The sequence below is a fragment of the Streptomyces sp. NBC_00154 genome, from assembly GCF_026342835.1.
Taxonomy (GTDB): domain Bacteria; phylum Actinomycetota; class Actinomycetes; order Streptomycetales; family Streptomycetaceae; genus Streptomyces.
This window is the reverse complement of record NZ_JAPEMI010000001.1, coordinates 7,383,699-7,409,110: the sequence shown is the minus strand read 5'-3', so window position 1 is coordinate 7,409,110 and position 25,412 is coordinate 7,383,699. Positions and strand designations below refer to the sequence as shown.

General features: G+C 66.6%; 24 protein-coding genes and 2 pseudogenes. 9 read left to right on the top strand and 17 right to left on the bottom strand.

Annotation, left to right across the window (positions count from 1 at the left end):
• Window positions 1-199 precede the first annotated feature (199 nt).
• The 3 genes from OHA03_RS33250 to OHA03_RS33240 form a co-directional block, all read right to left on the bottom strand.
• Entirely contained in the window at window positions 200-727 is a 528-nt protein-coding gene (locus OHA03_RS33250) for a histidine phosphatase family protein (protein WP_267007380.1), read from the bottom strand.
• The gene (locus tag OHA03_RS33245) at window positions 724-1,530 is read right to left on the bottom strand and encodes a hypothetical protein (RefSeq protein WP_267007379.1); all 807 of its coding nucleotides are present in this window, start codon (window positions 1,528-1,530) and stop codon (window positions 724-726) included. The genes OHA03_RS33250 and OHA03_RS33245 overlap by 4 nt, the downstream gene beginning before the upstream one ends.
• A 91-nt stretch (window positions 1,531-1,621) precedes the next feature.
• Complete coding sequence (locus OHA03_RS33240; RefSeq protein WP_267007378.1) at window positions 1,622-1,957, bottom strand: hypothetical protein; 336 nt, start codon at window positions 1,955-1,957, stop codon at window positions 1,622-1,624.
• A 134-nt stretch (window positions 1,958-2,091) separates the two neighbouring features.
• On the opposite strand from OHA03_RS33240, the gene OHA03_RS33235 reads away from it, so the two are divergent.
• Window positions 2,092-2,613 (top strand): HAD domain-containing protein, encoded by a 522-nt coding sequence (locus OHA03_RS33235; RefSeq protein WP_267007377.1) that lies wholly within the window; start codon window positions 2,092-2,094, stop codon window positions 2,611-2,613.
• A gap of 342 nt (window positions 2,614-2,955) precedes the next feature.
• On the opposite strand, the pseudogene OHA03_RS33230 reads toward OHA03_RS33235, so the two are convergent.
• Window positions 2,956-3,257: pseudogene (locus OHA03_RS33230) on the bottom strand (DUF2267 domain-containing protein); the annotation flags it as partial.
• Between the two features lie 379 nt (window positions 3,258-3,636).
• On the opposite strand from OHA03_RS33230, the gene OHA03_RS33225 reads away from it, so the two are divergent.
• Window positions 3,637-4,947, top strand: a complete 1,311-nt coding sequence (locus OHA03_RS33225; RefSeq protein ID WP_267007376.1) for a PP2C family protein-serine/threonine phosphatase — start codon at window positions 3,637-3,639, stop codon at window positions 4,945-4,947.
• Window positions 4,948-5,047: 100 nt separating this feature from the next.
• Here the strand turns inward: OHA03_RS33225 and OHA03_RS33220 are convergent, their stop codons facing one another.
• The 5 genes from OHA03_RS33220 to OHA03_RS33200 form a co-directional block, all read right to left on the bottom strand.
• Window positions 5,048-5,332, bottom strand: a complete 285-nt coding sequence (locus tag OHA03_RS33220) for a hypothetical protein (protein ID WP_267007375.1) — start codon at window positions 5,330-5,332, stop codon at window positions 5,048-5,050.
• A 177-nt stretch (window positions 5,333-5,509) separates the two neighbouring features.
• Window positions 5,510-6,715 (bottom strand): ISAs1 family transposase, encoded by a 1,206-nt coding sequence (locus OHA03_RS33215; protein WP_267007269.1) that lies wholly within the window; start codon window positions 6,713-6,715, stop codon window positions 5,510-5,512.
• Between the two features lie 103 nt (window positions 6,716-6,818).
• A complete protein-coding gene (locus tag OHA03_RS33210; protein WP_267007374.1) occupies window positions 6,819-7,268 on the bottom strand; it encodes a VOC family protein in 450 nt (149 codons plus the stop codon).
• 323 nt (window positions 7,269-7,591) lie between these two features.
• On the bottom strand, window positions 7,592-8,158 hold the full coding sequence (locus OHA03_RS33205; protein ID WP_267007373.1) for a group II intron maturase-specific domain-containing protein: 567 nt from the start codon (window positions 8,156-8,158) through the stop codon (window positions 7,592-7,594).
• Window positions 8,159-8,229: 71 nt separating this feature from the next.
• A complete protein-coding gene (locus OHA03_RS33200; RefSeq protein ID WP_267007372.1) occupies window positions 8,230-9,063 on the bottom strand; it encodes a reverse transcriptase domain-containing protein in 834 nt (277 codons plus the stop codon).
• On the opposite strand from OHA03_RS33200, the gene OHA03_RS33195 reads away from it, so the two are divergent.
• Window positions 9,062-10,303 carry an IS4 family transposase gene (locus OHA03_RS33195; RefSeq protein WP_267003062.1) on the top strand — a complete coding sequence of 414 codons (1,242 nt, stop codon included), beginning with the start codon at window positions 9,062-9,064 and terminating at the stop codon, window positions 10,301-10,303. The genes OHA03_RS33200 and OHA03_RS33195 overlap by 2 nt on opposite strands.
• A 190-nt stretch (window positions 10,304-10,493) precedes the next feature.
• Here the strand turns inward: OHA03_RS33195 and OHA03_RS33190 are convergent, their stop codons facing one another.
• The 5 genes and pseudogenes from OHA03_RS33190 to OHA03_RS33170 all read right to left on the bottom strand — a co-directional run bounded on the left by OHA03_RS33190 (window position 10,494) and on the right by OHA03_RS33170 (window position 15,407).
• The gene (locus OHA03_RS33190) at window positions 10,494-10,997 is read right to left on the bottom strand and encodes a reverse transcriptase domain-containing protein (protein WP_323181291.1); all 504 of its coding nucleotides are present in this window, start codon (window positions 10,995-10,997) and stop codon (window positions 10,494-10,496) included.
• Between the two features lie 669 nt (window positions 10,998-11,666).
• Window positions 11,667-11,843, bottom strand: a complete 177-nt coding sequence (locus OHA03_RS33185) for a hypothetical protein (protein WP_267007371.1) — start codon at window positions 11,841-11,843, stop codon at window positions 11,667-11,669.
• A 231-nt stretch (window positions 11,844-12,074) separates the two neighbouring features.
• Window positions 12,075-13,313, bottom strand: a pseudogene (locus tag OHA03_RS33180) (IS4 family transposase); the annotation flags it as partial.
• Window positions 13,314-13,437: 124 nt separating this feature from the next.
• Window positions 13,438-14,148, bottom strand: coding sequence for a reverse transcriptase domain-containing protein (locus tag OHA03_RS33175; RefSeq protein ID WP_323181290.1), 711 nt, complete (start codon window positions 14,146-14,148; stop codon window positions 13,438-13,440).
• A 902-nt stretch (window positions 14,149-15,050) separates the two neighbouring features.
• Window positions 15,051-15,407 carry a helix-turn-helix transcriptional regulator gene (locus OHA03_RS33170; protein WP_267007370.1) on the bottom strand — a complete coding sequence of 119 codons (357 nt, stop codon included), beginning with the start codon at window positions 15,405-15,407 and terminating at the stop codon, window positions 15,051-15,053.
• A gap of 80 nt (window positions 15,408-15,487) precedes the next feature.
• Here OHA03_RS33170 and OHA03_RS33165 point away from each other — a divergent pair, with 80 nt between their 5' ends.
• From OHA03_RS33165 to OHA03_RS33150, 4 genes are all read left to right on the top strand, one after another.
• Window positions 15,488-16,645, top strand: coding sequence for a cation diffusion facilitator family transporter (locus tag OHA03_RS33165; protein WP_267007369.1), 1,158 nt, complete (start codon window positions 15,488-15,490; stop codon window positions 16,643-16,645).
• A gap of 106 nt (window positions 16,646-16,751) precedes the next feature.
• Window positions 16,752-17,228 carry a hypothetical protein gene (locus OHA03_RS33160; RefSeq protein ID WP_267007368.1) on the top strand — a complete coding sequence of 159 codons (477 nt, stop codon included), beginning with the start codon at window positions 16,752-16,754 and terminating at the stop codon, window positions 17,226-17,228.
• Window positions 17,229-17,334: 106 nt separating this feature from the next.
• Window positions 17,335-18,264, top strand: a complete 930-nt coding sequence (locus tag OHA03_RS33155; RefSeq protein ID WP_267007367.1) for a hypothetical protein — start codon at window positions 17,335-17,337, stop codon at window positions 18,262-18,264.
• 922 nt (window positions 18,265-19,186) lie between these two features.
• Window positions 19,187-19,789, top strand: coding sequence for a CGNR zinc finger domain-containing protein (locus OHA03_RS33150; RefSeq protein ID WP_267007366.1), 603 nt, complete (start codon window positions 19,187-19,189; stop codon window positions 19,787-19,789).
• Window positions 19,790-20,933: 1,144 nt separating this feature from the next.
• Here OHA03_RS33150 and OHA03_RS33145 read toward each other — a convergent pair.
• Together OHA03_RS33145 and OHA03_RS33140 are read right to left on the bottom strand one after the other, a co-directional pair.
• Window positions 20,934-21,293 (bottom strand): nuclear transport factor 2 family protein, encoded by a 360-nt coding sequence (locus OHA03_RS33145; RefSeq protein WP_267007365.1) that lies wholly within the window; start codon window positions 21,291-21,293, stop codon window positions 20,934-20,936.
• Window positions 21,294-21,318: 25 nt separating this feature from the next.
• A complete protein-coding gene (locus OHA03_RS33140) occupies window positions 21,319-22,104 on the bottom strand; it encodes an SDR family oxidoreductase (RefSeq protein ID WP_267007364.1) in 786 nt (261 codons plus the stop codon).
• 99 nt (window positions 22,105-22,203) lie between these two features.
• On the opposite strand from OHA03_RS33140, the gene OHA03_RS33135 reads away from it, so the two are divergent.
• Window positions 22,204-22,722, top strand: coding sequence for a helix-turn-helix domain-containing protein (locus tag OHA03_RS33135; protein ID WP_267007363.1), 519 nt, complete (start codon window positions 22,204-22,206; stop codon window positions 22,720-22,722).
• 705 nt (window positions 22,723-23,427) lie between these two features.
• Here OHA03_RS33135 and OHA03_RS33130 read toward each other — a convergent pair.
• A complete protein-coding gene (locus tag OHA03_RS33130; RefSeq protein ID WP_267007362.1) occupies window positions 23,428-23,862 on the bottom strand; it encodes a VOC family protein in 435 nt (144 codons plus the stop codon).
• Between the two features lie 937 nt (window positions 23,863-24,799).
• Between OHA03_RS33130 and OHA03_RS33125 the strand changes: the two genes are divergently transcribed.
• A complete protein-coding gene (locus OHA03_RS33125; protein WP_267007361.1) occupies window positions 24,800-25,348 on the top strand; it encodes a GNAT family N-acetyltransferase in 549 nt (182 codons plus the stop codon).
• Window positions 25,349-25,412: the final 64 nt, after the last annotated feature.

Here is a 25,412-nt window from a genome sequence, read left to right as displayed (position 1 = left end):
CCGGCCAGGGCACTACCTGGAACAACCTCGGGACCTCGCCGGCACGCGTTGGCCGGCCGCCCTGCGAACCTGGCGCAGTTCGGTTTCCGGGCGCGTTCGACGGTACGTCTCGGTCAACCCGTCGCCGCGACCACCGTCACGAACGGATGAAAGAGACCCACGCTCGCTGAGACAGGTCACCCCATGATCGGGGCGCCCGTCATGGCTTCGCGCCGCGGGGCACGACCATCTCGGTCAGCCGGGCAGCACCCGGTTCCAGGTCCGACCAGGGGCCGAGCAGGTACAGCACGGCGATCGCGGACGTAGGGAACTTCGTACGCGTCTGCTCCAGGGCGTAGCCGTCCGCCTCACCGGCGAGCATCAGGACCAGGTCCTGCACGCCGGGGTTGTGCCCGACCAGCATCAGCGTCCGTACCTGCACCGGGATGTCCCGGACGACGCCGAGCAACTCCCCGGCGCTCGCCTGGTAGAGGCGTGCGTCGTGGGTCACCGGCGTGGTGGCGTCGAGCTCGTCCGAGACGAGGTCCCATGTCTGGCGGGTACGGCCGGCGGTGGAGCACACGACGAGGTCGGGAACGCAGTCGGCCTCGCGCAGCCAGCGGCCGGCCGCCGGGGCGTCACGACGGCCGCGCGGGGCGAGAGGCCGCTCGTGGTCGGCCACGTCGTCGGGCCAGGCGGATTTGGCGTGTCGCAGCACGACCAGGCGTCGGGAGTCGCCCGAGGTCATCGTGTCTCCTGGTGCTGGTGGCCGACCTCGCGCGCGAGGTCCAGCCCGAGGACGCGATCGAGATGGGCGAACGTCTCGAACTTGGCACCGGCCGGCACGTTCGCGTCCTTCTCCACGCTGCGCAGCATGTCCAGGACGGCGGGGACGCCAAGGTTGTCGGCGAGCGCGGCATGAGCCTGTCGCAGCAGGTCGGCAGGGATCGGCCTGGATGGCTCCTGCGCCCAATCGGCCACCAGTTGCCGCCAGTGCCGCAGCGTCCGCCGGGCCTCGACGAGCGCGGCACCGGTGACCATGACGGGTGTGCGGTAGGCATGGCCGAGCAACAGCATCCTGACAGCCAGCGGATCGGTTCCCTCCGGGACGGCTGCGTCCGGCGAGCCCGGGCAGCCCTCGTCCGGGGACGCTGTGCCGACCTGGCCCACGTCGATCCGTACCCCGCCGACGCTGTCCTGCTGGTCGGCACCGTGCGTGAGCACGTGCACGTCGGCAGCAGCGCTCGGTGTCTCACTCGGATCGTGAGCGCGGACGGTGGCGGGCGGGTGGATGCCGAGTACGGCCATGACCCGGTCGAGCGCCTGAACTTGCTCCTGCGGCAGGTCCGGCGCGGTGAGTACCGTCAGGGCCTGCAGGCCGTGCAGCTCAGCGGTGCGCGCCAGTACGTCGCCGAGCAGCAGCACACGCAGGTGCACCGCGCCGATCCCGTTGTCGATGACCGGCAGATGGACGCAGATGCGCAGGAGGTGGCGACGCGCGGAGGGAATCTCCACGAGGCGGCCGGTGCGGGCGTCGGCGATACACAACATGCTGCGGAGGCTAGTCGTGGAAACCTCCGGTACGCGGGAAGCCGGCAGAAGTTGCCTCAGACATGGAACCCCGGGTTCGGTCGGTGCGGCCTCATCGCAGCCGTTTGTGCCCGACCGAATTGTCCATGACCAAACGACCACCTGGGAAAGGCGCGGGCCCGCGCGACTGTCCGCCGACCGGCTGCACACCGGCCGGCCCGGACCTTCCAACACCCGCATCCGGCTCGCCCGAGCACATGACACAGCCGCGGCCAGCGCACTGCTGGGGCCGAACAGGGGACATTCGATCTCCGGCACGGGGCAGCAACTCGACGACGTCGAGGTCGTTGTAGGCGATGCCGAGAATGTGGGTCTCGCAGACGCTGCGGACGAAGTAGCGGCGGCCGCCGTCGGCGCTGAGCCGGTGGACGGTGACGGGCGTGCTCATGTCCCCACCGTGCCCCCGGCCCCGTGCGGTGCCACTGCTCATTGCGATACCGGCCCCCGCGCGCGTAGGACGGTCTCACAAGTTCCACGCAAGTACCTCTTCGCAGGTCAGGAGGGTGGGCATATCGTTCTCCCGTGACCGGCTCTGTGCGGCGTTCGCTGCTGTTTCTCGATGTCGATGGACCACTCATCCCATTCGGCGCGGCGTCCCAGCCGTATCCGACCTATGCGACGGGTCCTGAACCGCTGGGCGCCGTCGCGAATCCGCTCCTGACCAGGATCAATCCGGAGCACGGACCCCGACTGGCGGCGCTCCCGTGCGAGGTGGTCTGGGCGACGACATGGATGGCTGACGCAAACGAGTGCATCGCCCCCCGCATCGGTCTGCCGCAGTTGGCAGTGGTGGTCTGGCCGGAGCCGTCCGACATCGATGACCAGGACGAGCGGAACGGACTGCACTGGAAGACCCGTGCACTTGTCGAATGGGCTGCGGGGCGCCCATTCGCCTGGGTCGACGACGAGGTCACCGACATCGATCGGGCCTGGGTTGCTGCCCACCACCAGGGACACGCCCTGCTCCATCGTGTCGATCCCCGCCATGGTCTGGCCGATAGCGACTATGCGGCTCTCGACTCGTGGCTGCGACAGCAAGTCTGATACTTGGTTGGAGAACGTGAAGAGGCGAACTGCTGCGGGCATCGGTCCTTGCCGCGACCTGGCGGCCCTCGCACCATCGCAGGACAGAAGCGATCGCCGGGCTGCGGCGGTCACGGCGGGCCCGGCCACTGGCTGGAGTCGCCCGGCGCCCGGCCGACACTTGGGCCGCGCCGGGGAGCTGACGCGTCTGCACCGGGTGAGCGCGGCGAGGGGCACCCAGGCGCTGGTGGCGTCGGCGGAGAGGGTTCCAGTGCGTCCAGCCACTGAAGGTGACGATGGTCGAGGGCCTGGACGAGCTTCGCGTTGCCGGCGCGGCGATCAGCCGATGACGGTCTGGGCAGGTCATACGGCTCGGACGAGTTCTGCGCGGCCGCACAGCAGCAGGGCGTAGCCGAAGGGGAGCTGGGCGAGGACGCGGTCGAGGAGGCCGGCGAGGTGGGCGACGGTGGCGAGGACGGCTCCGGTGTCCCAGCGTGCGGTGGCCGGAGGGCCGCCGGTGCGGGCGGCGAGGTCCACGAATTCCCGCCGGTGAGCGGTTCAGCGTCGCAGATCTGGACGGTGAAGGTGAGGGCGAAGACGGCCTCGGTGGGGACGTGGAGGCGGGCGGCCAGGGCGGCGCGTTCGTCCCCTGTGAGCTGACGACCGGGCAGTATCATCGTCACAAACTATGACAAAAGCCGTCGCGCGCCATGCCGTATTGCCAGCCGCTCGGGTTGGCCGAAGAGGGATGACTGGAGCATGACTCGCGTCTCTACGCCGCCGGGGATGACGGGAAGGCACGCTTGCACGAGCACTCAAAGAATCTTCTGCTGATCTGCCACTCCCCTGGCCCCTGGACCGCAAACGATGCCGTGCGGTTACGAACCTGCTGTTCACTGGGTCGACCGACTAGGACGGAGATGGTCACGGCTCTTTCAAGAAACTGGATCCCTCGTTCTCCTGTTGACCGGAGTGACGGCGCCCCAGTCAGTGTGGCGCCGCCAGTAGCGCGGCACTCTCTGCCGTTGAGAAGGGTATTCGTCGATGAACAGCGCGGAAGCGGCGCGTGCACGGGTGCTGACGGAGCTGATCGCTGCGAGTCATCTCATGACTTTGGAGCAGCTGCCCGGCACGGTGGCGTCGCACGCTGCCGGGGTGGGCTGGCCTCAGGTGCTGATCTATCTGGCAGATCTGCAACAGGTTCGGCTGTACCTGCTGGCCGGCAACGTTGACGTCGGCCCCGGTTGCGCCGACGTACCGGCTGACTTGTCCGTTGAAGGGACCGTGGCGGGGCGGGCCTTCCAACTGGGGAAGGCCTTTCCGGCCTCGACTTCTGCGAAGGGCCAGTGGTGGGTCCCGCTGCTGGACGGCACCGAGCGTCTGGGGGTGCTCCGGGTCGGCGTGCCGGGCGCACAGGTCGAGGCAGATGAGGATCTGAACAGGCTCGCCGGATTGGTCGCCCTCCTTCTGGTGAGCAAGCGTGACACGAGCGACTCGTACTCCCAGTTGGTCCGCCGCCGGAGGATGGAAGTATCCGCCGAGATGGAATGGCAGCTGATGCCGCCGCGAACTTTCGCCACCGACCGTGTCTTGATCAGTGCGATTATGGAACCGGCCTACCAAGTCAGCGGAGATGCCTTCGACTACGCCCTGACCGGGGAGACCGTGCATCTGTCTGTCTTCGACGCCATGGGACACGACACCGCCGCCGGATTGACCGCGAACCTCGCGTTGGCGGCCGCTCGCAATCACCGCCGCCAGGGCTCTGACCTTCTGCAGACAGCGGAAGGCGTCGGTGAGGCCCTGACCGAGCAATTTGCGGGCAGCCGCTACGTCACGGGCATCTTGGCCGACCTTCACCTGGCCACCGGCGTACTGACCTGGACGAACTACGGCCACCACCCCCCGGTCGTCATCCGCGGCAAGCGGACCCTCGTGCACCTGTCCTGCCCGCCCGCTCCCCCCATGGGAACCGGGCTGGACCGGCCCGGCACCCTACGCCGCGTCCAGCTGGAACCCAGGGACCGCCTGCTGCTCTACACCGACGGCATCACCGAAGCGCGCAACCGAGAAGGTCAGGAATTCGGCCTCAACGGCCTGACCGACTTCCTCATTCGTCACCACGCCGACGACCTCCCCGTCCCGGAAACCCTGCGCCGGCTGATCGGGCACCACCTGGATCACCACGGCGGCCGCCTCAACGACGACGCCACCGTGATGCTCGTGGAGTGGCACGGCCCAACCCCCTACCGACCCAGCCAGCTGCAGGCGCTCGCGGGCCTGCCCCCCTCCACCGCCCCGGAGACGATCGCCTCCGCATGGGCCGAACGGCCCACTGACAACGACGGCGCCTGACTGACGGCGCCAGTACCCGTCTCCGAACCCAGCCGCCCGCCTACCCACAGAGACGAGATGGCCAGCGCTCAAAGAGAGGGAACCAAGTACGCCAACGAGATCACCGATGGAGGAAGGTGGTGTGGAAGCCGATGAACAGGGTCCAGAAGTGGATCTCGCTGAGCAGTCCCCCAGGGGCGGCATCTTCCAGCGCCGGAACTATGAGGCGGAACTCGGATTGGCCAACAGCCCCGATGACTTGCCCAAGTTGTACGGCGCACTCGCCTACCAAAGACGCTGCGATCTCCGGTGCCGCCATGCCGCTGCGGCAAAGCCCGGTGCGCGACACGCCGGAATCGGTGGTCAGACCCCAGCCAGCCGCGTCACCAACCTCTCCGGACAACACAACCAGAACCCGCCCAATGGGTCGGGGGACGGACTCGCCGAATGCGCCCCGGCCGGAGGTGGACACGGAGACGCGTCGGCGACCCATGGGGGCGCCGACGCGTCGACACCGGATCAGGTCTGCTGTTCGCTGACGTTGACCCAGGGTCATTGCATGATCGAGATCTGTCTGGGTTCGTCACGTGAGACCGAGGGTTCGTAGGGGCCGGTGGTAGTCGCGGCCGGTGTGGCGGAGGGCGGCGGCGATGTTGGTCTGGCCGTCCTGGCGGAAGACGCTGATGGCGAGGTTGCGCAGGGAGGCCATGGCGCGAGGCAGGGTGCCGGTGCGGACCTTGGAGTCGTCCTCGCGGAACGTGCGGTCCCGCACGTGGTGCAGGAGGTTCTCGATTCCCCAGTGGCCTCTGATCCAGGTGGCGAGCTCGGTGCAGGTGGCGTCGAAGGCGCTCAGGCTGGTGATCAGGTAGACGCGCTCGATGGTCAGCTTCCCGGTGCTCAAGTCGCGTCGCCACCGTACGACTTGGATCGCCTGGCGGGCGCCGGGGTAGTCGAGGTGGCTGAACGCGGCGACCTTGAGCCGGCGGATCTCGTCGCGGTGGTGGGCGTGGTCGCGAGTGCGGTGCCCGAGCGGGATGTCTCGCCAGGGCAGCTTCCTGACCTGGGCGTACAGGCCCGGATGGTTCTTCTTCACGACGGCCACGTAGTGCGCGCCGCGACTGGTCAGATAGGCCCCGTGGTCGTGCTGGGTGTGCAGTGCGTCGGCGGTCACCACCGTGTTCTCCAGCTCGAGACCGTCCAGCAACGGCGCGAAGGAGGGGATCTCGTTGCTCTTGGAAGCGACCTGCCGCTGGGCCAGGACCACGCCGTGGTGGTCCATCGCCGCCAGCAGCTGGATCGCCGCGGCCGTTGCGGTTCGCGATCCGCGGACCACCTTGCCGTCGACCGCGATCACCCGTCGCACCGGCCCTTTCTCCGCCTCCGGCTCGACCGGGGGCGGCGTTCTGGCCTGCAGATACGCGCTGATCGCCGCGTCCAGCGCGTCACCGTCCACACGCTGCAGCAGGCGGCGCACGGTTGCGGCGTGCGGCACCGGCCGCAGACCGGTAAGTGGATCGGCAGCGAAGCCGAGGACGCCCAGCACATGCTGCGGGGCATCCGTGATCCACTCGCTGATCGCGATGAGCGAGCGAGCCCCGGTCAGCACCGCCGAGACGGCTGCGCACAGCAACGCGAGGGCCGGATACCGCAGTCCTCGCGCATCGCGGGGATCGGCGACCAGGATCAGGAAACGCCGCAGGTCAGCGACATCGCTTGAGGTGAGGGGATCAGTCGGGGAACCCAGTTTCTCCAGTGCGGAAGGGATGGGCGATGATGTTCGGGCAGGCACGGTCTCGCTCGGTTCTCATGGGTCTCGACAACCACATGATCACCAGCACCGTGCCTGCTCTGCTCTCCCGGGCCCCTTGCCCCACAACGGACATGACGCCACGTCACTCACGAGACCGGCGAACCGGACCAATCCCAATCACGCAATGCCCCTGGACGTTGACCATCCACGTGATACCGAACTTGTCCGCGCACATGCCGAACACGTCACCCCACATCTGCTTCTCCAGGGGGACGGACACTGTGCCGCCGTCGGACAGCTTGTCCCAGTAGCCGCGCAGTTCGTCCGCGTCGTCGCCGCTCAGGCTCACCGCGATGTTGTTCCCGGGTTTGTGTTCCGTCCCGGGCGGATTGTCGGCGCCCATCAGCGTGAATCCCCTGTCGGTCTCGAGCATGCCGTGCATGATCTTGTCGGCGTATCCGGGGGGCGCCTCGGAGCCGAAGCCGCCATAGGTGTGAACGGCCAGGTTGCCGCCGAAGACCTCCTTGTAGAACTCCATGGCTTGTTTCGCGTCACCAGAGAAGCTGATGTACGGGTTCAGACGAGAGGCCATATTCAGTCCTTTCATGACGAATAGTCAGTGTGGGCAGCCTACGTGCGTCAGAGGCGAATTCGGATGACCTGCATCCACCCCACGGGCCGGAACGACACAAGCGCACCCCAATCACAGGACCCGTCGGACACTGCCCAGGCGCAGCTCGCCTGAGCGCGGACGAGTCGTCACAACCCGCATGCGGCAGGCGGTGAAGTCGGCCCGGGGCGCGGTTCCGGTCTTTCGACCGGCCCGTTTCCCCGGAGCCGCTTCCCGAACCAGGCATGCGACTTGGCACCGCACCCGGCTCTCCACAAGCCCCGGGGGCGTCGTGGTGGTTGTCTTCATCCCTCGGTCGGCCAGGGAGTAGGGATAGCCGCGCCCCGGTAGCGGTAGCGAGTGGTGCCTACCGTGATGGGGTTGAACAGCTCCCTGTTCTCGCTGGCCCACCAAGATCCGCGACCGCCGTAATGGCGGCGGATCTTCTTCCAGCCGGTCTTGGGGTGCTTGCGCTGTACCCATCTCCAAACCGTGTGCCACATGTAGTGGCGCAGGTAGGAGAAGGTCGCGAAGGACACCCCGGGCCGGAAGTAGGCGCACCAGCCCCGCACCGCCGGGTTGATCCGGGCGAGCAGGGCGTCGAACGGCTGGTTTGTGCCGACCTCCCGGCACAGTGTCTTGACCTTGGCCATGATGGCCCGCAGGGCCTTCTTGGCCGGATAGGTGTAGACGTAGTACCGGTTGGTGCCTGGTTTTCGGTGGCGCTGGATGTGCCATCCGAGGAAGTCCAGGCCCTGCTCGATGTGGGTGATCAGAGTCTTCTCCGGCGACAGGCGCAGGCCCATCGTGGTGAGAACTTCCGCGATCTCTTCGCGTAGCGTTTCGGCGTCTGCCTTGGTGCCGTGAACCATCAGGCACCGGAGAGTCGGCGGCGGGAATCTCACCCGCCGCCGCTCGCAGAACCGTGCGGGAGCCTCTCAGCTCACACGGCTCCCATTGCCCAGCCATCAGGCTTGAGGCCGAACCGCCAGTGGGCGAACATATTGGGATACCGGCGGGCTGCGCCCGCCAATAGTTCTCCCGCGCGTTTCTCCCGGCGGCGCAGTCGTTTGTACTTCTGGCAAGCCCAGCCCACCAACATTCTGTTGATACGCCGGAGGAGGGGATACAACATAGACTTGTAGAATCGCCCGTAATAGTTGATCCACCCCTGCACGATGCTGTTGAACATCCGCGCAAGATCCATCAGCGACTTGTCACTGCGTTGGGCGATGTGCCAGGAACGCATCACCTTGCCCATCGCCTTGATCACCTCCTTACTGACCGCCGGCAGGAAGCTCACAAAGTGCTTCCCATACCGGTTCTTGGCCAGCCTGGGCCGGAACGTGTATCCAAGGAACGTGAACGCCGTGTGCTCATACGAGCCCCGCCGGTCAGCGTCCTTGCAATAGACGATGCGAGTCTTGTCCGGATGCAACTCCAGACCGACCTGCGCCAATCGCTGCTCGAGAGCGTCCCGCACACGGCGGGCCTGCCCCTCGCTGCCGCAGTGAATCACCGCATCATCGCAGTACCGTTCGAAGGTGACTTTCGGGAACTCCCGAGCCAACCACACATCGAACGCGTAGTGGAGATACAGATTCGCCAGTACAGGGGAAACCGCCGATCCCTGGGGAGCAATGCCACTTAGATAAGCGGTCTGGTAATCGGTCGTCCACATATGCACAGGGACACGCCCGGGGTGTTTGTGGATGGTCAACTGATCCGGTTGCCGCACTTCCTTCCTGCCGGTGAACCGGTTATGTTCCTCGCTCATGGGCGGGGTGCGGGATAACGTGGTGCCGGTTTCTGGTGTGCGCTTGACCGACCGGGTGGGTGTCGGGGTTCTGACACGTTTGGTTCATCGGGACCTGGTCGATGAGGTACTCGCGGAGACGGGCCGTACAGAGAAACGGTCACGTTTGCTGCCGGCGCGTGTCGTCGTCTATTACGTGATGGCTCTGTGTCTGTTCTTCGGCGAGTCGTACGAGGAAGTGATGCGTCTTCTCGTCAACGGCCTACGTTTTCTGGGGACATGGCGGAAGGACTGGACGATTCCCACGACGGGTGCGATTTCCCAGGCGCGCCGGCGTCTGGGTTCGGAGCCGCTGCGGGTGCTGTTCGAGCGGGTGGCATTGCCCTGCGCGCAGCGGGGCACGCAGGGAGCGTGGATGGGTCGGTGGCGTCTGATGGCCATTGACGGGTTCGTCCTGGATATTCCTGACACCCCAGCAAATGATGGGGAGTTCGGCCGGTCCGGGGGCACACGAAGTCCCGCACCTTTCCCCCAGGTGAAGATCGTGGGGCTGGGTGAATGCGGGACTCATGCTGTGGTGGCGGCCCGGCTGGGTCCCTGGCGCGTGGACGAAGGCGTTCTCGCCGGGGAACTCGTCGCCGATTTCGAACCAGGCATGCTGGTTACCGCCGACCGGGGATTTTACGCATATCGTCTGTGGGAAGCGGCCGCGGCAACCGGTGCTGATTTGCTGTGGCGCATGCCCGACGGCCCTCATCTGCCGGTAGTCCGGCCGCTGAAGGACGGATCCTATGAGTCGTTCCTGCTTGACCCGAAGGTCCGTCGGCGGCGCGCAGTCCAGCGTCACCGCGGGTCGGACAACATAGAGGAGCCGTCCGGGATTCCGGTCCGTGTCGTCGAATACGAAGTGACGAACCGCGAAGGTAGAGGAGAGATCTTCTGCCTGATCACCACCGTTATGGACCCGGACGAGGCTGGTGCCGCTGAACTCGCCGCTGCCTATGCCGAACGGTGGGAGTTCGAGTCCAGCCTTGACGAGATCAAGACCCACCAACGCGGCCGCGGCGGTGTATTGCGCTCGAAAACACCGGACATGGTCGAGCAGGAGATCTGGGCACTGCTCCTGACCCACTACGCGGTCCGGCACCTGATGTGTGAGGCAGCCGAACAGGCCGACATCGACCCGGACCGCCTATCGTTCATGCGGTCACTTCGTATCATCCGCCGCCAGATCACAGGCCAGGCGGGTTTTTCCCCCTGACCGCCTCGCGAAGGCCCTTGAAGTCGCCCGCACGGAAATAATAGAAAGGCCCAACCCCCGTCGGAGACACCGCACCAGCCCACGAGCCGTAAAGCGTGTCCACGTCCACGCCTACAGAAAGAAGCAGCCCACCGAAACCATCATCCACCACCCCGACCCACCCCACATCAAAATCCTCGCCGTTTCCTAACTAAGTGGCATTGCCCTGGGGAGTCCCGCGATCCCGTTGCTGCACCGATCCGTCCGCCTTCGCCAACGGCGCGACCAGCCACCGCTTGACGTAGAGCAGGACCCATTTCCCGTCCTCGTCGATATGCCGCTCGACCGCCCTGAGCATCAGCTCATGGTCCACGCTGTCGAAGAACGCCCGGATGTCGAGATCGACCACCCAGTCACTCCGCCAACAGCGCTTTCGGCACTGCTCCACGGCGTCCAACGCCGACCGCCTGGGCCGGTAGCCATAGGAGTCCGGATGGAACACAGGCTCCACCCGACGCTCCAGGTACATCGCGGCCACCGTCTGGGCAATCCGGTCGTCCACAGTGGGCACCCCGAGCACGCGGATACCTTTCCCACCTGCCTTGGGGATCTCCACGGCCTTCACCGCGGGAGGGAAATACGAACCGGACGACATCCGATTCCACAGCTTGAACAGATTCTTCGAAAGGTTCTGCTCGTACTGCTCGATCGTCACACCGTCCGCTCCGGGCGCACCCTTGTTGGCCTTGACTCGCTGAAATGCCTCCCACACCATCAACTTTGAGATGTAAAACGACTTGACCTCGGCCTGCGGCCTTGATCCGTTCACCTGGCTCCTCCCGGGCACTCCGGTTGACCACCAAACAAGATCTGGACAACTCGCCCCCTTCGCTCCACCTCCATTACAGAGGCTTCATCACTACTACGAGGCGATCCGTCCCCCTGCCACGCATCGGTACTCCGCCCCTCACAGTTTCAGCTGCTTGGGGTTCTCCCTTGTCGCCTACCGGCCTCAACCTGACCGGTGACAGCATCGTGGCGAGGGGTTCCCACGTTCCACACCAGCGCCTGAACCGAGCTCGCGCCACCTTTATGCCGGGCACCACCTGGCCAGGAGTACAGGAACCCGCCAGATTCATCCCGGGGCAACAACTGGACCCCGGTTTCGGTAACCGTTCATACGCTTTCGACACTTCATCAGTGGTTCACTCGCGTTCGCCTTCTCGGCTCACACCTGACGCATCTCGTGCGCCTTTTCCGCAGTGCTCATCACCCCGGCTCATTCACCGGAGCAACCTGCGGCGGTTTGAGACCTCCCCCTGCGTGGGCGGTCTCGGAGGGCCTGCCTCCATCACCAGTGCAGCATCACGTCGGAAGCTTTCGTCTACACCGAAACCTCCCGTTGTGTTCGTGGCGCACAGTCGTCCGCGTACCGGACCAGCCGGTAGTTGGGCAGACCTCGGCGTCGCCGCCTGCGGCGCTCGTTGAGGTCAGTTCCGGCGCCTCCCGACGCCTGGGCGATGTGCTCGTCCAGGACCGAGAGCGCGACGTTGCTGAGCAACGGCGAAAGGATCGAACCCTGCGGGGCAATGCCACTTAGTTAGGAAACGGCGAGGATTTTGATGTGGGGTGGGTCGGGGTGGTGGATGATGGTTTCGGTGGGCTGCTTCTTTCTGTAGGCGTGGACGTGGACACGCTTTACGGCTCGTGGGCTGGTGCGGTGTCTCCGACGGGGGTTGGGCCTTTCTATTATTTCCGTGCGGGCGACTTCAAGGGCCTTCGCGAGGCGGTCAGGGGGAAAACCCGCCTGGCCTGTGATCTGGCGGCGGATGATACGAAGTGACCGCATGAACGATAGGCGGTCCGGGTCGATGTCGGCCTGTTCGGCTGCCTCACACATCAGGTGCCGGACCGCGTAGTGGGTCAGGAGCAGTGCCCAGATCTCCTGCTCGACCATGTCCGGTGTTTTCGAGCGCAATACACCGCCGCGGCCGCGTTGGTGGGTCTTGATCTCGTCAAGGCTGGACTCGAACTCCCACCGTTCGGCATAGGCAGCGGCGAGTTCAGCGGCACCAGCCTCGTCCGGGTCCATAACGGTGGTGATCAGGCAGAAGATCTCTCCTCTACCTTCGCGGTTCGTCACTTCGTATTCGACGACACGGACCGGAATCCCGGACGGCTCCTCTATGTTGTCCGACCCGCGGTGACGCTGGACTGCGCGCCGCCGACGGACCTTCGGGTCAAGCAGGAACGACTCATAGGATCCGTCCTTCAGCGGCCGGACTACCGGCAGATGAGGGCCGTCGGGCATGCGCCACAGCAAATCAGCACCGGTTGCCGCGGCCGCTTCCCACAGACGATATGCGTAAAATCCCCGGTCGGCGGTAACCAGCATGCCTGGTTCGAAATCGGCGACGAGTTCCCCGGCGAGAACGCCTTCGTCCACGCGCCAGGGACCCAGCCGGGCCGCCACCACAGCATGAGTCCCGCATTCACCCAGCCCCACGATCTTCACCTGGGGGAAAGGTGCGGGACTTCGTGTGCCCCCGGACCGGCCGAACTCCCCATCATTTGCTGGGGTGTCAGGAATATCCAGGACGAACCCGTCAATGGCCATCAGACGCCACCGACCCATCCACGCTCCCTGCGTGCCCCGCTGCGCGCAGGGCAATGCCACCCGCTCGAACAGCACCCGCAGCGGCTCCGAACCCAGACGCCGGCGCGCCTGGGAAATCGCACCCGTCGTGGGAATCGTCCAGTCCTTCCGCCATGTCCCCAGAAAACGTAGGCCGTTGACGAGAAGACGCATCACTTCCTCGTACGACTCGCCGAAGAACAGACACAGAGCCATCACGTAATAGACGACGACACGCGCCGGCAGCAAACGTGACCGTTTCTCTGTACGGCCCGTCTCCGCGAGTACCTCATCGACCAGGTCCCGATGAACCAAACGTGTCAGAACCCCGACACCCACCCGGTCGGTCAAGCGCACACCAGAAACCGGCACCACGTTATCCCGCACCCCGCCCATGAGCGAGGAACATAACCGGTTCACCGGCAGGAAGGAAGTGCGGCAACCGGATCAGTTGACCATCCACAAACACCCCGGGCGTGTCCCTGTGCATATGTGGACGACCGATTACCAGACCGCTTATCTAAGTGGCATTGCCCTGCGGGGTGCCGGTGTCGTTTTCCCGCAGCAGGCCGTCCTCACCGAGGATGCCCGCCTTGAGGAACGCCTTCACCAGGGCCAGAACGCGTTTGTCCCCGACGCGTGCCCGCACCCGCTCCATGAGAGCGGTGTGTGAGATCTCGTCGAAGCAGGCTTTGATGTCGCCTTCCACGATCCACTCGTACTTCTTGGACGTGAGCAAGCGCACCTCGGCCACCGCGTCATGAGCCCGGCGATTCGGGCGGAACCCGTAGGAGCACGGGAGGAAATCCGCCTCGAAGATCGGCTCCAGCACCAGCTTCAAGGATGCCTGCACCACCCGGTCGGTGATCGTCGCGATCCCCAGTCGGCGGAGCTTGCCGCCTGCCTTGGGGATCATCCGTTCCCGCAACGGCATGGGCTGGAAACTGCGGTCCTTGATCTGCGACCGCAACACGTCGAGGAACTCCTCGACTCCGACCCACAGCGCGATGGACGACGCCGTGCGTCCGTCCACCCCGGCCGTGCGTGCACCCTTGTTGCCCCGCACCCGATCCCAGGCCACCAACAGGAAGCCGGAATCGGCAACGAGATTGAACAGGTCATCGAACCTGCGATGAGGATCATCACGAGCCCAACGGTGCAGCTTGGTCTGGATCTTCAGTACCCGGCGCTCCGCCTCATACAAGGCGCGCTCCAGCTCGTCGGTATTCACCGGCGACCCTCCCGACATTCCAGAACTTCAGCCACTGACTTGCTGGCCCCTTGGCCCTGCGACCGGCTTTCCCGGTCTCCACGACGGGTCGTTACTCCCGCGACTACTACGGGGCCTCCGCCCCACCCACCGCCATCAGTCGGCAACGGACCTGCCCACCACCAGACTGGCTGTCCGGTGGCTCGGGCGACCGCGGATGGTTCCCACGTTCACCACACAATCGATCGGTCAGGGAGGTGCCCAGCTCTACTCCGACAGCATCGCCACGCCTACGCCGCAGGCTTACAACGTGGCCTCCCCACCGGAACAGGAAGTCCGGCTTCGGAGTTGATCCACCCGTCCGAGGACGAGCAGGTCACGCGCTGCATACCGGCCCGTATCCATCAGGTTTGAGCCGGCCCGCTGCTTACGGAACTTCAACCACTGGTTCGCTCTCGCTACACCTTCTGACCTCGCTAGACGGACCCGCACCGTCCGGTAGTCCCGGCACGTCCCGCCGTTGTCGGGGCCGCTTGCCACCCTCCCCGGCGTTCCCCGGATCAGGCTGCCCCCAGCTTCACCGGACCGCTGCGACGGCCCGGAGGTGTCGGCCTTCCACCTCCACTCGATTACGTGGCACTTCGTGGCGCACTCCCGCGACAGCGGACCTTGACCGTTGTCACCGATCCCCGTCGACACGGTGTCGCCCGAGTGGACGAGGCGTCCTCCATTCGGCCCGTAGTGATTGCTGGGGGTCTGCAGCAGCCGCGCCTGGCCGCACGCGCGGGCGTGGGCCTTTAGAACTTCTACGGTCGGCTCGGCTGGAAGGAGATCGACCGGCGGCCCGGCGCGCTGCGGCCGGCCCAGGCGACGACCGCGACAAGATCTTGATGGCACTGACGCTCTGATCAGCCGAAGGCGGGTCAGTCGTGGGGCGGGAGGTTGCCGAGCTGGTGGTCGGCGACACCGAGGGCCTCGTCGACCAGGCGCTTGAGGTGTCCGTGCCGCAGCGCGTAGATCACCCGACGTCCTTCCTTGCGGGTAGTAACCAGCCCGGCCAGACGCAGCCGGGCCAGGTGCTGGCTCGCCGACGGCCTCGCCACCCCGCACGCCTCTGCGAGCGTCGTCACATCCGCCTCCTCCTCGGCAAGGTGCTCCAGGAGGGCCAGGCGAGTGCGGTCGGCCAGGAGGCCCAAGACCTCCGCGGCCACGGTGAACCGCTCGCCCTCGTTGCGCGCTTGGGGGCCATGCGCACCCGATAGGTGCATGCGTGCACTCATACGCACACAATGGTGGAGTGAGCGGCCGGTGTCCAACGGGTCCGCTATGGCGAGCCCTGATCCGGAAGGTGTGTACTGCCATGAGCGAGCCGAGCCCGACCTCCCAGCCTCACCGCCATGACCACAGCCCGGGCAGTCACCGGAACGGTCAGGAGGGCCACGCGCCGCACGGCAATCACAACCATGGGCATGGCCCGGCCATTAGCCACAGCCATGACCACGGTGATCACGGAACTGCGCACGACCACGGGCATCACGGTTCGGGCCGGTGGTCGCGGATCAAACCCCGGATCACACCCCACAGCCACGAGGCGACGGCCAAGGTCGACTCGGCGATGGAGTCCTCCGCCGAGGGCATGCGGACGCTGTGGATCTCGCTGGCCGTACTCGGTGTCACCACCGTGCTCCAGGCCTTGATCTTCGCCCTCTCAGGATCGGTGGCGCTGCTCGGGGACACGGTCCACAACGCCGCCGACGCACTGACCGCCGTGCCGCTGGGCATCGCCTTCATCCTCGGTCGACGGGCAGCGACCCGCCGCTTCACCTATGGCTTCGGCCGCTCCGAGGACCTGGCCGGCATCGCCATCCTGCTCACCATCACCGCCTCCTCTGCCCTGGCCGCCTACACCGCCATCGACCGCCTCCTGAACCCTCAGGACATCACCCACCTTTCCTGGGTGGCCGCCGGAGCGGTCATCGGCTTCATCGGCAATGAATGGGTCGCCCGCTACCGCATCCGTACCGGCCGTAAAATCGGATCCGCCGCCCTGGTCGCCGACGGCCTGCACGCCCGCACCGACGGCTTCACCTCGCTGGCCGTGCTGCTCGGCGCCGGCGGCGCCGCGATCGGCTGGCAGCTCGCGGACCCGATCGTCGGCCTGCTGATCACCCTCGCCATCCTCATGGTCCTCAAGGACGCCGCCAAGGAGGTCTTCCGCCGACTCATGGACGCCGTCGACCCCGCCCTGGTCGACACCGCCGAAAACGCGCTGCGCGCCGTGGACGGCGTCCGCGACGTCGGGCAGGTCCGCATGCGGTGGATCGGCCACGCCCTACGGGCCGAGGCCGACATCGTCGTCGACCCCCAACTCACCGTCGTGGAGGCGCACAGCCTGGCCGTGGCAGCCGAGCATGCCCTGATCCACGCCGTACCCCGGCTGACCGCCGCCACCGTGCACACCGACCACACCACCCTCAGCGGCGACCCGCATGCCGCCCTGGCCCACCACGCGGGATGATGCCCGAACGGAATCCGGTCCGGGCCACAGCAGCTTGATACGACCCGCGCCGGGTACCGGGCTGGGGTATCGTCGGCACCGCGCCCCCACGGGCGCGCTCGACGGCATGAGGAAGGACCAGGCAGTGGCGGGCACCGGACAGAAGCGCAGGCGGGGCATCGCCCGACTGCTGGCGCTGTGCGCGGTCCTGCTCGGCCTGTTCCTCATGCATGGCGCCCCGGCGACTGCCGCCGAAGGCTGCCACGGCGCAATGTCCGCCGCCCCGATGCCCGCAGGCCATGACACGCCCGTGATGGCGTCCGCGGCTCGCGCGTTTGTGACGCCTGCGTCATCACCGGTGATGACGCAGGCCGGCGCTCAGCAGGCATCCGGCGCGTCGGAGATGGACGGGGCGATGTGCGTCTCGACTCCCGCCCGCGACCGGATCCCGCTGCCGACGGGCGGCCTGCTGGCCGTCGTCGCGGTGCTGGCTGCCACCTTCCTCGTGGGCCGGCCGCTGGCCCTCGGCCGGACGGGGCGGCGCGGACCACCCCTACCGGGCGGGCGAAGTCTGCTGCTGACGGTGTGTATCGCGCGGACCTGACAGGCCCAGTGCCGGACCCCGGATGTTCTACCGGGCCCCTGGCGACGTGTCCTGCTCATCTCCGCGCGCCCGCCCGGCGTGGTGCGCCCACCCGGAAAGACCACCCATGTCCACTTCTTCCCGTCCCACGGTGCGCCGTGGTCCCCTCGCTGCGGCCTGCACCGCCGCCGCCCTGGCACTGACCCTCGCCGCCTGCGGCTCCTCCAACAACGACTCCTCCGCCTCCTCTATGCCGGGGATGGACCACGGCGCCAAGCCGTCAGCGTCCGCGAAGGCGTCGCCCTCGATGGGAGACATGCCCGGCATGGACCACATGGCCGCCGGGAACGGCCTGTCCGACACCAAGGACGGCTACCGCCTCACTGGCGAGGGCGCGACCCTGGCGGCGGGCGAGGCGGCCGCCTACCGGTTCACGGTCACCGGCCCGGACGGCAAGCCGGTTACGGACTTCGCCGTCGACCAGACCGAGCGGATGCACTTCTACGCCATCCGCTCCGACCTGACCGGCTTCCAGCACATCCACCCGACCATGACCAACGACGGCACCTGGAGGGCGAACCTGTCTTCTCTCGCGTCCGGTTCCTGGCGGATGTTCACCTCCTTCACCCCCGACAGCGGGGCCGGCAAGGGCACGGCGTTCGTTCTCTCCCGCACGGTCACCGTCCCTGGCAGCGAGACCAAGACCGCGCTGCCTGCCGCCGCCAAGTCCGCCGAGGTCGACGGGTACACCGTGACCGTCAAAGGCGAGCCGATGGCCGGCATGGCGCACCCGATGACCGTGACTGTCACCAAGGACGGCAAGCCGGTCACCGACCTCCAGCCCTACCTCGACACCTACGCACACCTGACCGCCTTCCACGAGGGCGACATCGCGTTCGCCCACCTCCACCCGACCACCGAGGTCAAAGGTGACCACGGCGGGCCGGAACTGTCCTTCAACGCGGAACTGCCGACCTCCGGAAACTGGCGGCTGTTCCTTCAGTTCCAGACCGGCGGGAAGCTGCACACCGCAGCCCTGACCCTCAAGGTCGGCTGACATATCCGCAAGGGGCGCCGCCCACCGCCGGCGGCGCCCCTTGCGCGCACCCGATTACGCGCCACCGCCCCGGTGTGACTGTTTGCCGACCAGCTCGTGGCCGCCCGGATGCGAGGGGCCGACGCTGGTTATGACCATAGGCAGTTAGCTCGCAACATGCAATATCCCTAGTGACCGGCTCGAACCAGGTGCAGCAGCAACGCATCGGGTAGTGCGGAGAGACTCCGGCAGGCACAAAAGGCACGGCACCACCGTCCAGGTCCTCACCGATCCACTCCGAAACCCGCGGTGGCTCCGACCCGCGACGCGCGGCGCGGTGCATGCCGCCCGTGCCATCCGCACCGATGGCGCCATTGACGCCCTGACACAGTCGGGCGTACGTGCCCTGCCGGGTCGACAAGGGCTGTCAAGGTGCTGGCGGCACCGTGCGGATTCCGCACCGCAGCCGCTGGAACAGGCTGTCCGAAGGTCAGCAGGGTCGCCAGCATCGCCCACGTCACGACCAGTGCGCTCGGTCAGGCCACGCTCAGAACCTGAAGGCTCCTGCGCAAGCTGCATGGCTGCGGGCGGCATGACCACCTCCGCCGACATCGCGGCCGGGCGCCCGCCGGGGCGCATCAGACCGTCGTGCTGTGCACCGACGAAAGCGGCGCCTCGATCGACCGGAAGGCGGCCCTCGCCAGTCCGCAACGGCACTGCGCCACAATCACCCACGCCTTCACCGGGTACCCCTCGCGAGCTCCGCGCAACTTCTTCACCGCCCCGGTACGGCAGCGTGGCATCGCCGGGTTACCCGGCGAACAACTCCGGGCTCCGCTCCGCGCTCGGGGGAGATGTCCCTCGCGGGAAGAAAATTGCCACCGTAATGGTTTCGGAGGTAACGCTGGATGGTCTAGCCTTCCTTCGATCAAGGAGGCCGACAATGGTCGCGCGCAAAAGCGAGCAGAGCCCGCTGACCCAACCGTCGGCGGCTGATGTCGTCCTGCAATTCGTCAACACGCACACCGCAGGCCCCCACCGGTTGGCAGAGCGCTTCGCAAGCGCCGAGGTCATGCACGCATGGCTGCTGGAAAACGCCTTGGGCTCGCAGACCACCCGCGTCACAGAGGCCGACGCAGCCGGTGCACGCGCACTGCGCGACGCCTTGATCACCGTGCTGCTCGCTCATTCAGGCGACAAGGACATCACACCCGAGGTACTCGCTCAGGCGGAGGAGCACCTGCGCCGTGTCGCGTCCCGGCATCCACTGGTAACGGTCGTCACCGCCTCGGGGGCGTCTTTGGAGACCACGCAGACCGACGTCCCCGGGCTGTTCGGCACCGTACTGGCGAGCGTTACCGAACTCGCCCAGGCGGGCTTGTGGGACAGGGTGCGGGCGTGCCGGAACCAGCCATGTCACTTCTGCTTTTTCGACCGGACGCGGAACAGCTCTGGCGTCTACTGCGGTCCGAAATGCGGCTCCCAGGCGTCCATGCGGGCCTATCGGCAAAGGAAGAAGGAGCTGGCCGCAGAAACGCCGACCTGACAGCGCCGACGGGGAGAGAGCCTGCTGCCCCTTCGGATGCGGTGTCCGCGGCAAGACGCGTCAGGTGGTGGAAGGTCTTGCACGATGCGTTCTCTCTCCCGGGCCGTACAGGCGAAACTCTTCAGCCCAGCCGTGTCCGGCCATCGCGCCCTTGCATGCTGGCACGTCAGCTGCCCTTGCGGCATCCGGATTTGCCAGTTGATCACCGATTCGACCCATGCATTCTAAGACGCAGGGGCGCGGTGACGCCTTCGATTCCACAGCGAATACCGACTCCAGCTCGAATGTGTGCTAGCAGGCCACGAGACCTGCGAAGCCGTTCGGACGAGGTCAGGGCAGGCTCGCAACCAGCGCTCGGAGCGGCTCGGTGAGCTCGGCGGGTGGTCTCCGCGTGCGGCGGACTGCAGGAGGTCGGCCGCAACGGTGAGTTGAGCGTCGCTGCCCGCCCCGGAGTCGAGGACGTCACCGAGGGGCCGCATGGATACGGGCGGCAGCCTGCCCGCAATGAGAGAAACTGTGGAGGTGATCCCGCCCAGCTTGCTTGCGCCCTCGGAAGAGATACGCAACCACCTTGCCGACCAGCTGAACCTGACGCTCCGTCGACCCGGGACATCCGACGGTGACCTTCCACCTGTGGAACGGCAGTGCACCAGGCGGCGAATCGTGGCCGCCCGGGCATGAGCAAGTGCTCCTTCTCGCCGTGCGCTACAGCGAAGGCCCGTTCCGCCAGTCCTTCACTTTCACCCCTGAGGGACAGCGAAGGAAACCGGCGTTCGCTGAGCCTAGCCGGCCTCAGTAGTCAGCCCGTCCGGCCATGGAGGTTGGTGTCCGCCGCGCTTGCAGGTGAGCCGTCCAGTCGGTGGGCCTGGCGCTGCGCCAAGGGACCCAAGTTCCGCCCCCGCGCCCAAACCCAGCTGCACGCATGTCGAATCGCAGCACACGAACCGGCACTCCTCTCGCTGACACCCTGTGCTGAGGATGGCCGCCGAGTTGCTCGCCTTGATTCCTCAGGCGTGCACGTTCTGATCTGCGGGTGGATGCCGAACTGAAGGGCTGCCCCTTGGTCGGGGGCCGGCTGCGACGGATCGGTCCAGGATGAGCGGGGCTTCTCCCGAAGGCGGCAACAGGTGGTGTGGGAGCGGACTCAGGGTTCGATGGCGAGGTGTTCGATGAGGTCGTCGTGGAGCGTGAACTGATAGCGCAGATCGATGGTGCCGCCGGGGAAGTTGCCTTCGAGGTGGTGCGTGGCGGTGTAGTGGGTCGTGTCCGTCTGTTGGGCGCCGGTGAGGTGGGCGGTATAGGTGAATTCGGTGGCGGATCGGCCCAGCCACCGCTCGATCGCGGCGGTGCCCTGGTAGGTGTTGCCGTCGTCGATCACTGTGGCGTCGCCGGTGAACGCCGTGACTGCGGTGGCGGTGTCGTGGGCGTGGTGCGCTTCGAGATACCGGGTGATCACTTCGGGCAAGGCGTCCGGCGTGATGGTCCGGGGGTGGTTGTCGTGCACGACACTCCTCATGGTGGTGGCTGGTTCAGACGGTGGGGGTGGTGCCGCCGTCGATGACGTGTTCGGCGCCGACGATGGCCGAGGCGCGGTCGGAGACGAGGAAGGCGACGAGCTCGGCGACTTCCTCAGGCTGATTGGGACGGCCGAGCGGGATACCTCCCAGGGAGTCCATGAGGCGGGCCAGCGCCGCTTCCTGGGTTATGCCGGCGTCGTAGGCGATCCGGGAAACGAGGTCGTCGGCAGCCGACGTCTGGACGAAGCCGGGTGAGACGGTGTTGACGCGGATGCCGCGGGAGGCTAGCTCGTTGGCCAGACCTTTGCTGTAGGTGGTCAGGGCGGCTTTGGCGGCGGCGTAGGCCAGGGTTCCGTTCCACAACGGCATGCGGCGCTGGATCGAGGTGACGTGCACGATCGCGCCCTTGCCCTTGGTGATCATGTGCGGGAGCAGAGCGCGGTCCAGGCGGACGGCGGCCAGCAGGTTCGTGTTCAGCTCCCTTGCCCAGTCGTCCTCGCCGAGCGCCGCGAACCCGCCGGCCGGCGCCTCGGAGCCGCCGAGGGCATTGACCAGGATGTCGACGCCACCCACGCGGGCGTCCACCTCGGCGGCCACGTGGGCGGCGCCTTCGGCGGTGGACAGGTCGGCGGCGATAAAGGTCTTCTCCTCGACGTCATGGGGGCGGCTGCGGGCTGTGACGATCACGGTCGCACCGGCCTGGGTGAGGCGTCGAGCGATGGCGGCCCCGGTGCCCTTGGTGCCGCCGGTGACCAGAGCCCGCCGGTCTTCGAGGGAATCGCTGATGGATGTGGTCACGGTACGTTCCGTTTCCGGGTGCGGGCACACGAGACACCGCCCCCTCGGTTACTGCTAAAATGGAAGCTACTAACTTCGACTTTAGCAGTAACCGAGGGGATGGTCGCCGTGGCAAGCCGGATCAGACTGGAGGACCGGGAGTGCCCGCTGTCGACGACGGTGGAACACGTCGGCGAGTGGTGGACGCTGCTGATCCTTCACGACGCCTTCGACGGCTACACCCGCTTCGACCAGTTCCAGGAGAACCTGGGCATCTCCTCCAGCATGCTCACCACCCGGCTGAAGACCCTCGTCACGGACGGTCTGCTGGAGCGCCGCCCATACCAGACCAGTCCCGTCCGGCACGAGTACGTCCTGACCGAACTCGGGCACTCCCTGCGCCCGGTGATCGTCACCCTGGCCGCGTGGGGCAACTCCCGCCTCACGCCGACGGAGCGCAGCATGATCCTCATCGATGCGCACAGCGGTGAGGAAGTCGAGCCCGTCGTCGTTGACGCCAAGACCGGCCGCCGACTCGACGACAGCGGCGCCTACGTGTTCACCGCCGGCCCCGCAGCCAGCGACGCGATGCGCAATCGCTACGCGACACGGCCGGCCACCCCCGTGGAAAAGGCGTAAGGCTGGCCGGACAAACCTCGGGCAGCGTTGAGCAGGGCCGGAAGAACTCCGTGATCAGACTTTCCGCGAGGACGGGATCAGGCTGCCATACCTACTGAGCCACATCCTGCGATCAACCGGGGCCGACGGCGACACACCCCACATGACACTGGTGGTCGTCCGCAGCCTTCCCGAGGGCGATGCTCAAGATGCACTGCCTCTCGTGGCTGTCGGACTCGCCGACGCCGACCGACACCACGATGCGGTTGGGCTCGTGCGCTCACCGAGTGGTCAAGGGGCAAGAATCCACCCACCGGCTGAGGGGGAATCTGGGGCATCCGGCGAGTACCAGGGGTACCGGTCTCACCCGCACCTCCAGGGTCCGGCACGGGCGAGTGTGTGATTACCTCGGAGCGTTGCGGGCGCAGCCCACCACTCCGCTCGTGGGTCAGCCAGCACAGCGACGTTCCGGAGCAACTCGAATCACGCGTGCGGCAGGAGATCTACACCCCGATCCGCACAGCGACCAGCCGATACGTGATGGGGCAGCTCCCCGAAGACGCGTTCCACGACTATGGCCCCATCATATCGACTACCTCGAACTGGTCCTTATCGACCGTTCCACAGCCACACTCACTCTGCTCGTCGCAGCCGACGACTAACCCTTCTCGCGCCCACACCACCGACGCTCCACTCGACTCGCGAAGGTGCCACGTTCGCGGCCACTCAGTCGAGACAGAACTCGTTGCCCTCGACATCCTGCATCACGAGGCACGACTCGTTGTGGCCATCGGCAGGCAGTAGTCGCACGCGTACCGCGCCGAGGGCGACCAGTCGTGCGCATTCGGCCTCAAGTACGGCCAGGCGCTCTTCACTCACGAGCCCGATACCGACCCGTACGTCAAGATGCAGCCGATTCTTGACGACCTTGCCTTCGGGAACGCGCTGGAAGAACAGTCGCGGGCCCACACCTGAGGGGTCAATGCATGCGAACGCTGAACCCTGATGCTCAGGCGGCAGTGCGCGATCGAAATCGTCCCAAGTAGCAAACCCCTCCGGTGGCGGCGGTACGACGTACCCCAACACCTCGCACCAGAAACGAGCGACGCGCTCAGGTTTTGCGCAGTCGAAGGTGACTTGGATCTGCTTGATCGACGCCATCGGTCCATCATAGAGGCGGGGGCTTACGTCGTCTCCACGGGCTCGTCCTTGGCCAGGTTGTGGCGTATGCGGCCGACTCTCGGCGATGAGTGGGACCTTGAGCCGTGGGATGACGATCCTGACAGTGTCGATGCCCACTACATTCGGGAGTCCAGTGAGCCCGAGATCGACGATGAGGGTCGAGAGATCTGGCTTTACCTATACAGCCCATGCCGTTAGTACGCTGACCCGGCGGGTAGTGCCCGGCATCGTCCTGACGTCCCCTCACCGGCAGAAGAGCGTGCGAGAATCGACGCCTGGGCGGCTCGGGTCTTTCACCGCCGCGTCTCACGCGAGTTCGATCGGCCGGCGGACAGGCGGACGTCCGGCGTACCGAGGAGAAACGCGGCCTCATCCCCGCTGTTCAGCGTCCTTGCGCTGCTGCTCGACGGCTCGCCATAGCAGCGGTAGTTGGGTCCGGGTCCGCTGGTCCCTCCGGGCTTTGACCCGAACACCATCCGAGCCGCGTCGTAAGTCAGCGGCCGAGACGGCCGGCGCAGCGTCCACCACAAATCCTCGTCCGGCCCCTTCGGGACCAGGTATCGGATCTCCTGCTCCTCCGGAACGACCAGACCCTGACGGACACCGAGCAACTCCGACGCTCGAGCGCCGGTCGAGATGCAGAACGCGGCCAGAGCCCGATCCCTGCTGCAAGACAAGGTCGCGAACAGGTCGTTGAACGCCTGATCGGGGATACTCCGCGGCGCCGGCTTGGGCTCCTTGGGCTGATATACCACTCGCCCTCACAGCCGCCGGAACGGCCCCGACGGTTGAGCCGGGGGCGGTCCAGGACACCGCAAGGGAGCACAGCAGCGCTTCGAAGTCCCAGCACGCCAAATGCGGCGCCTAGGCCATCTCTCTCGGATCACTCTCACGTTCGTGCGATAGGTTGCCCGCCATGACTGGACTCGGACCCGTCGCCTGGCCGCCTGCCCCGATAAGGACCGAACGACTCGTGCTCCGCGAGTCCGAGGCCCGGGACCGTGCGGCGTTCATCGAGCTGTTCGCCTCGCCTGAGGTGCGCACCTACCTCGGTGGCCCTCGACCGCGTGATGAGCTCGAGCGCGCGGTGCCTGAGGTGCCCGGGCGGCGCCTTGGCCTTTTCGTGATCGATCTCGACGGAGCGATGATCGGCACCATCGAGCTCAACCGGCGTGACGCGGAGCGTCGGAGTCATGTCCGTCCGGATGCCGGGGAGGTCGAACTCGGCTACCTGTTCCTACCGGAGGCATGGGGACGCGGGTACGCCGCCGAGGCGTGCGCGGCGGCACTCGACTGGTTCGCCGACGTACTCCCCGGCGAGCCGGTGGTGCTCTGCACCCAGACCGCCAACGACCGCTCGATGCGCCTCGCGGCCAGGCTGGGGTTCACCGAAGTGCAACGGTACGAGGCGTGGGGCGCCGAACAGTGGATGGGCGTGTGGTCCTCGGTCACGCCGTCCGGTTGAGCTAGGTCCTACCTTCCAAGGCGTGGGTCTGAGGCGGTCATTCGTAGGATCGTCGGGACCAGGG

What these genes read in the sequence shown, in the direction of transcription:
- OHA03_RS33130 (WP_267007362.1), bottom strand. Translation starts at nt 23,862, where the DNA reads ATGGCGTCGATCAAGCAGATCCAAGTCACCTTCGACTGCGCAAAACCT.
- OHA03_RS33210 (WP_267007374.1), bottom strand. Translation starts at nt 7,268, where the DNA reads ATGGCCTCTCGTCTGAACCCGTACATCAGCTTCTCTGGTGACGCGAAA.
- OHA03_RS33165 (WP_267007369.1), top strand. Translation starts at nt 15,488, where the DNA reads ATGAGCGAGCCGAGCCCGACCTCCCAGCCTCACCGCCATGACCACAGC.
- OHA03_RS33245 (WP_267007379.1), bottom strand. Translation starts at nt 1,530, where the DNA reads ATGTTGTGTATCGCCGACGCCCGCACCGGCCGCCTCGTGGAGATTCCC.
- OHA03_RS33250 (WP_267007380.1), bottom strand. Translation starts at nt 727, where the DNA reads ATGACCTCGGGCGACTCCCGACGCCTGGTCGTGCTGCGACACGCCAAA.
- OHA03_RS33200 (WP_267007372.1), bottom strand. Translation starts at nt 9,063, where the DNA reads ATGAGCGAGGAACATAACCGGTTCACCGGCAGGAAGGAAGTGCGGCAA.
- OHA03_RS33170 (WP_267007370.1), bottom strand. Translation starts at nt 15,407, where the DNA reads ATGAGTGCACGCATGCACCTATCGGGTGCGCATGGCCCCCAAGCGCGC.
- OHA03_RS33240 (WP_267007378.1), bottom strand. Translation starts at nt 1,957, where the DNA reads ATGAGCACGCCCGTCACCGTCCACCGGCTCAGCGCCGACGGCGGCCGC.
- OHA03_RS33150 (WP_267007366.1), top strand. Translation starts at nt 19,187, where the DNA reads ATGGTCGCGCGCAAAAGCGAGCAGAGCCCGCTGACCCAACCGTCGGCG.
- OHA03_RS33160 (WP_267007368.1), top strand. Translation starts at nt 16,752, where the DNA reads ATGAGGAAGGACCAGGCAGTGGCGGGCACCGGACAGAAGCGCAGGCGG.
- OHA03_RS33225 (WP_267007376.1), top strand. Translation starts at nt 3,637, where the DNA reads ATGAACAGCGCGGAAGCGGCGCGTGCACGGGTGCTGACGGAGCTGATC.
- OHA03_RS33125 (WP_267007361.1), top strand. Translation starts at nt 24,800, where the DNA reads ATGACTGGACTCGGACCCGTCGCCTGGCCGCCTGCCCCGATAAGGACC.
- OHA03_RS33195 (WP_267003062.1), top strand. Translation starts at nt 9,062, where the DNA reads ATGGGCGGGGTGCGGGATAACGTGGTGCCGGTTTCTGGTGTGCGCTTG.
- OHA03_RS33205 (WP_267007373.1), bottom strand. Translation starts at nt 8,158, where the DNA reads ATGGTTCACGGCACCAAGGCAGACGCCGAAACGCTACGCGAAGAGATC.
- OHA03_RS33155 (WP_267007367.1), top strand. Translation starts at nt 17,335, where the DNA reads ATGTCCACTTCTTCCCGTCCCACGGTGCGCCGTGGTCCCCTCGCTGCG.
- OHA03_RS33135 (WP_267007363.1), top strand. Translation starts at nt 22,204, where the DNA reads ATGGTCGCCGTGGCAAGCCGGATCAGACTGGAGGACCGGGAGTGCCCG.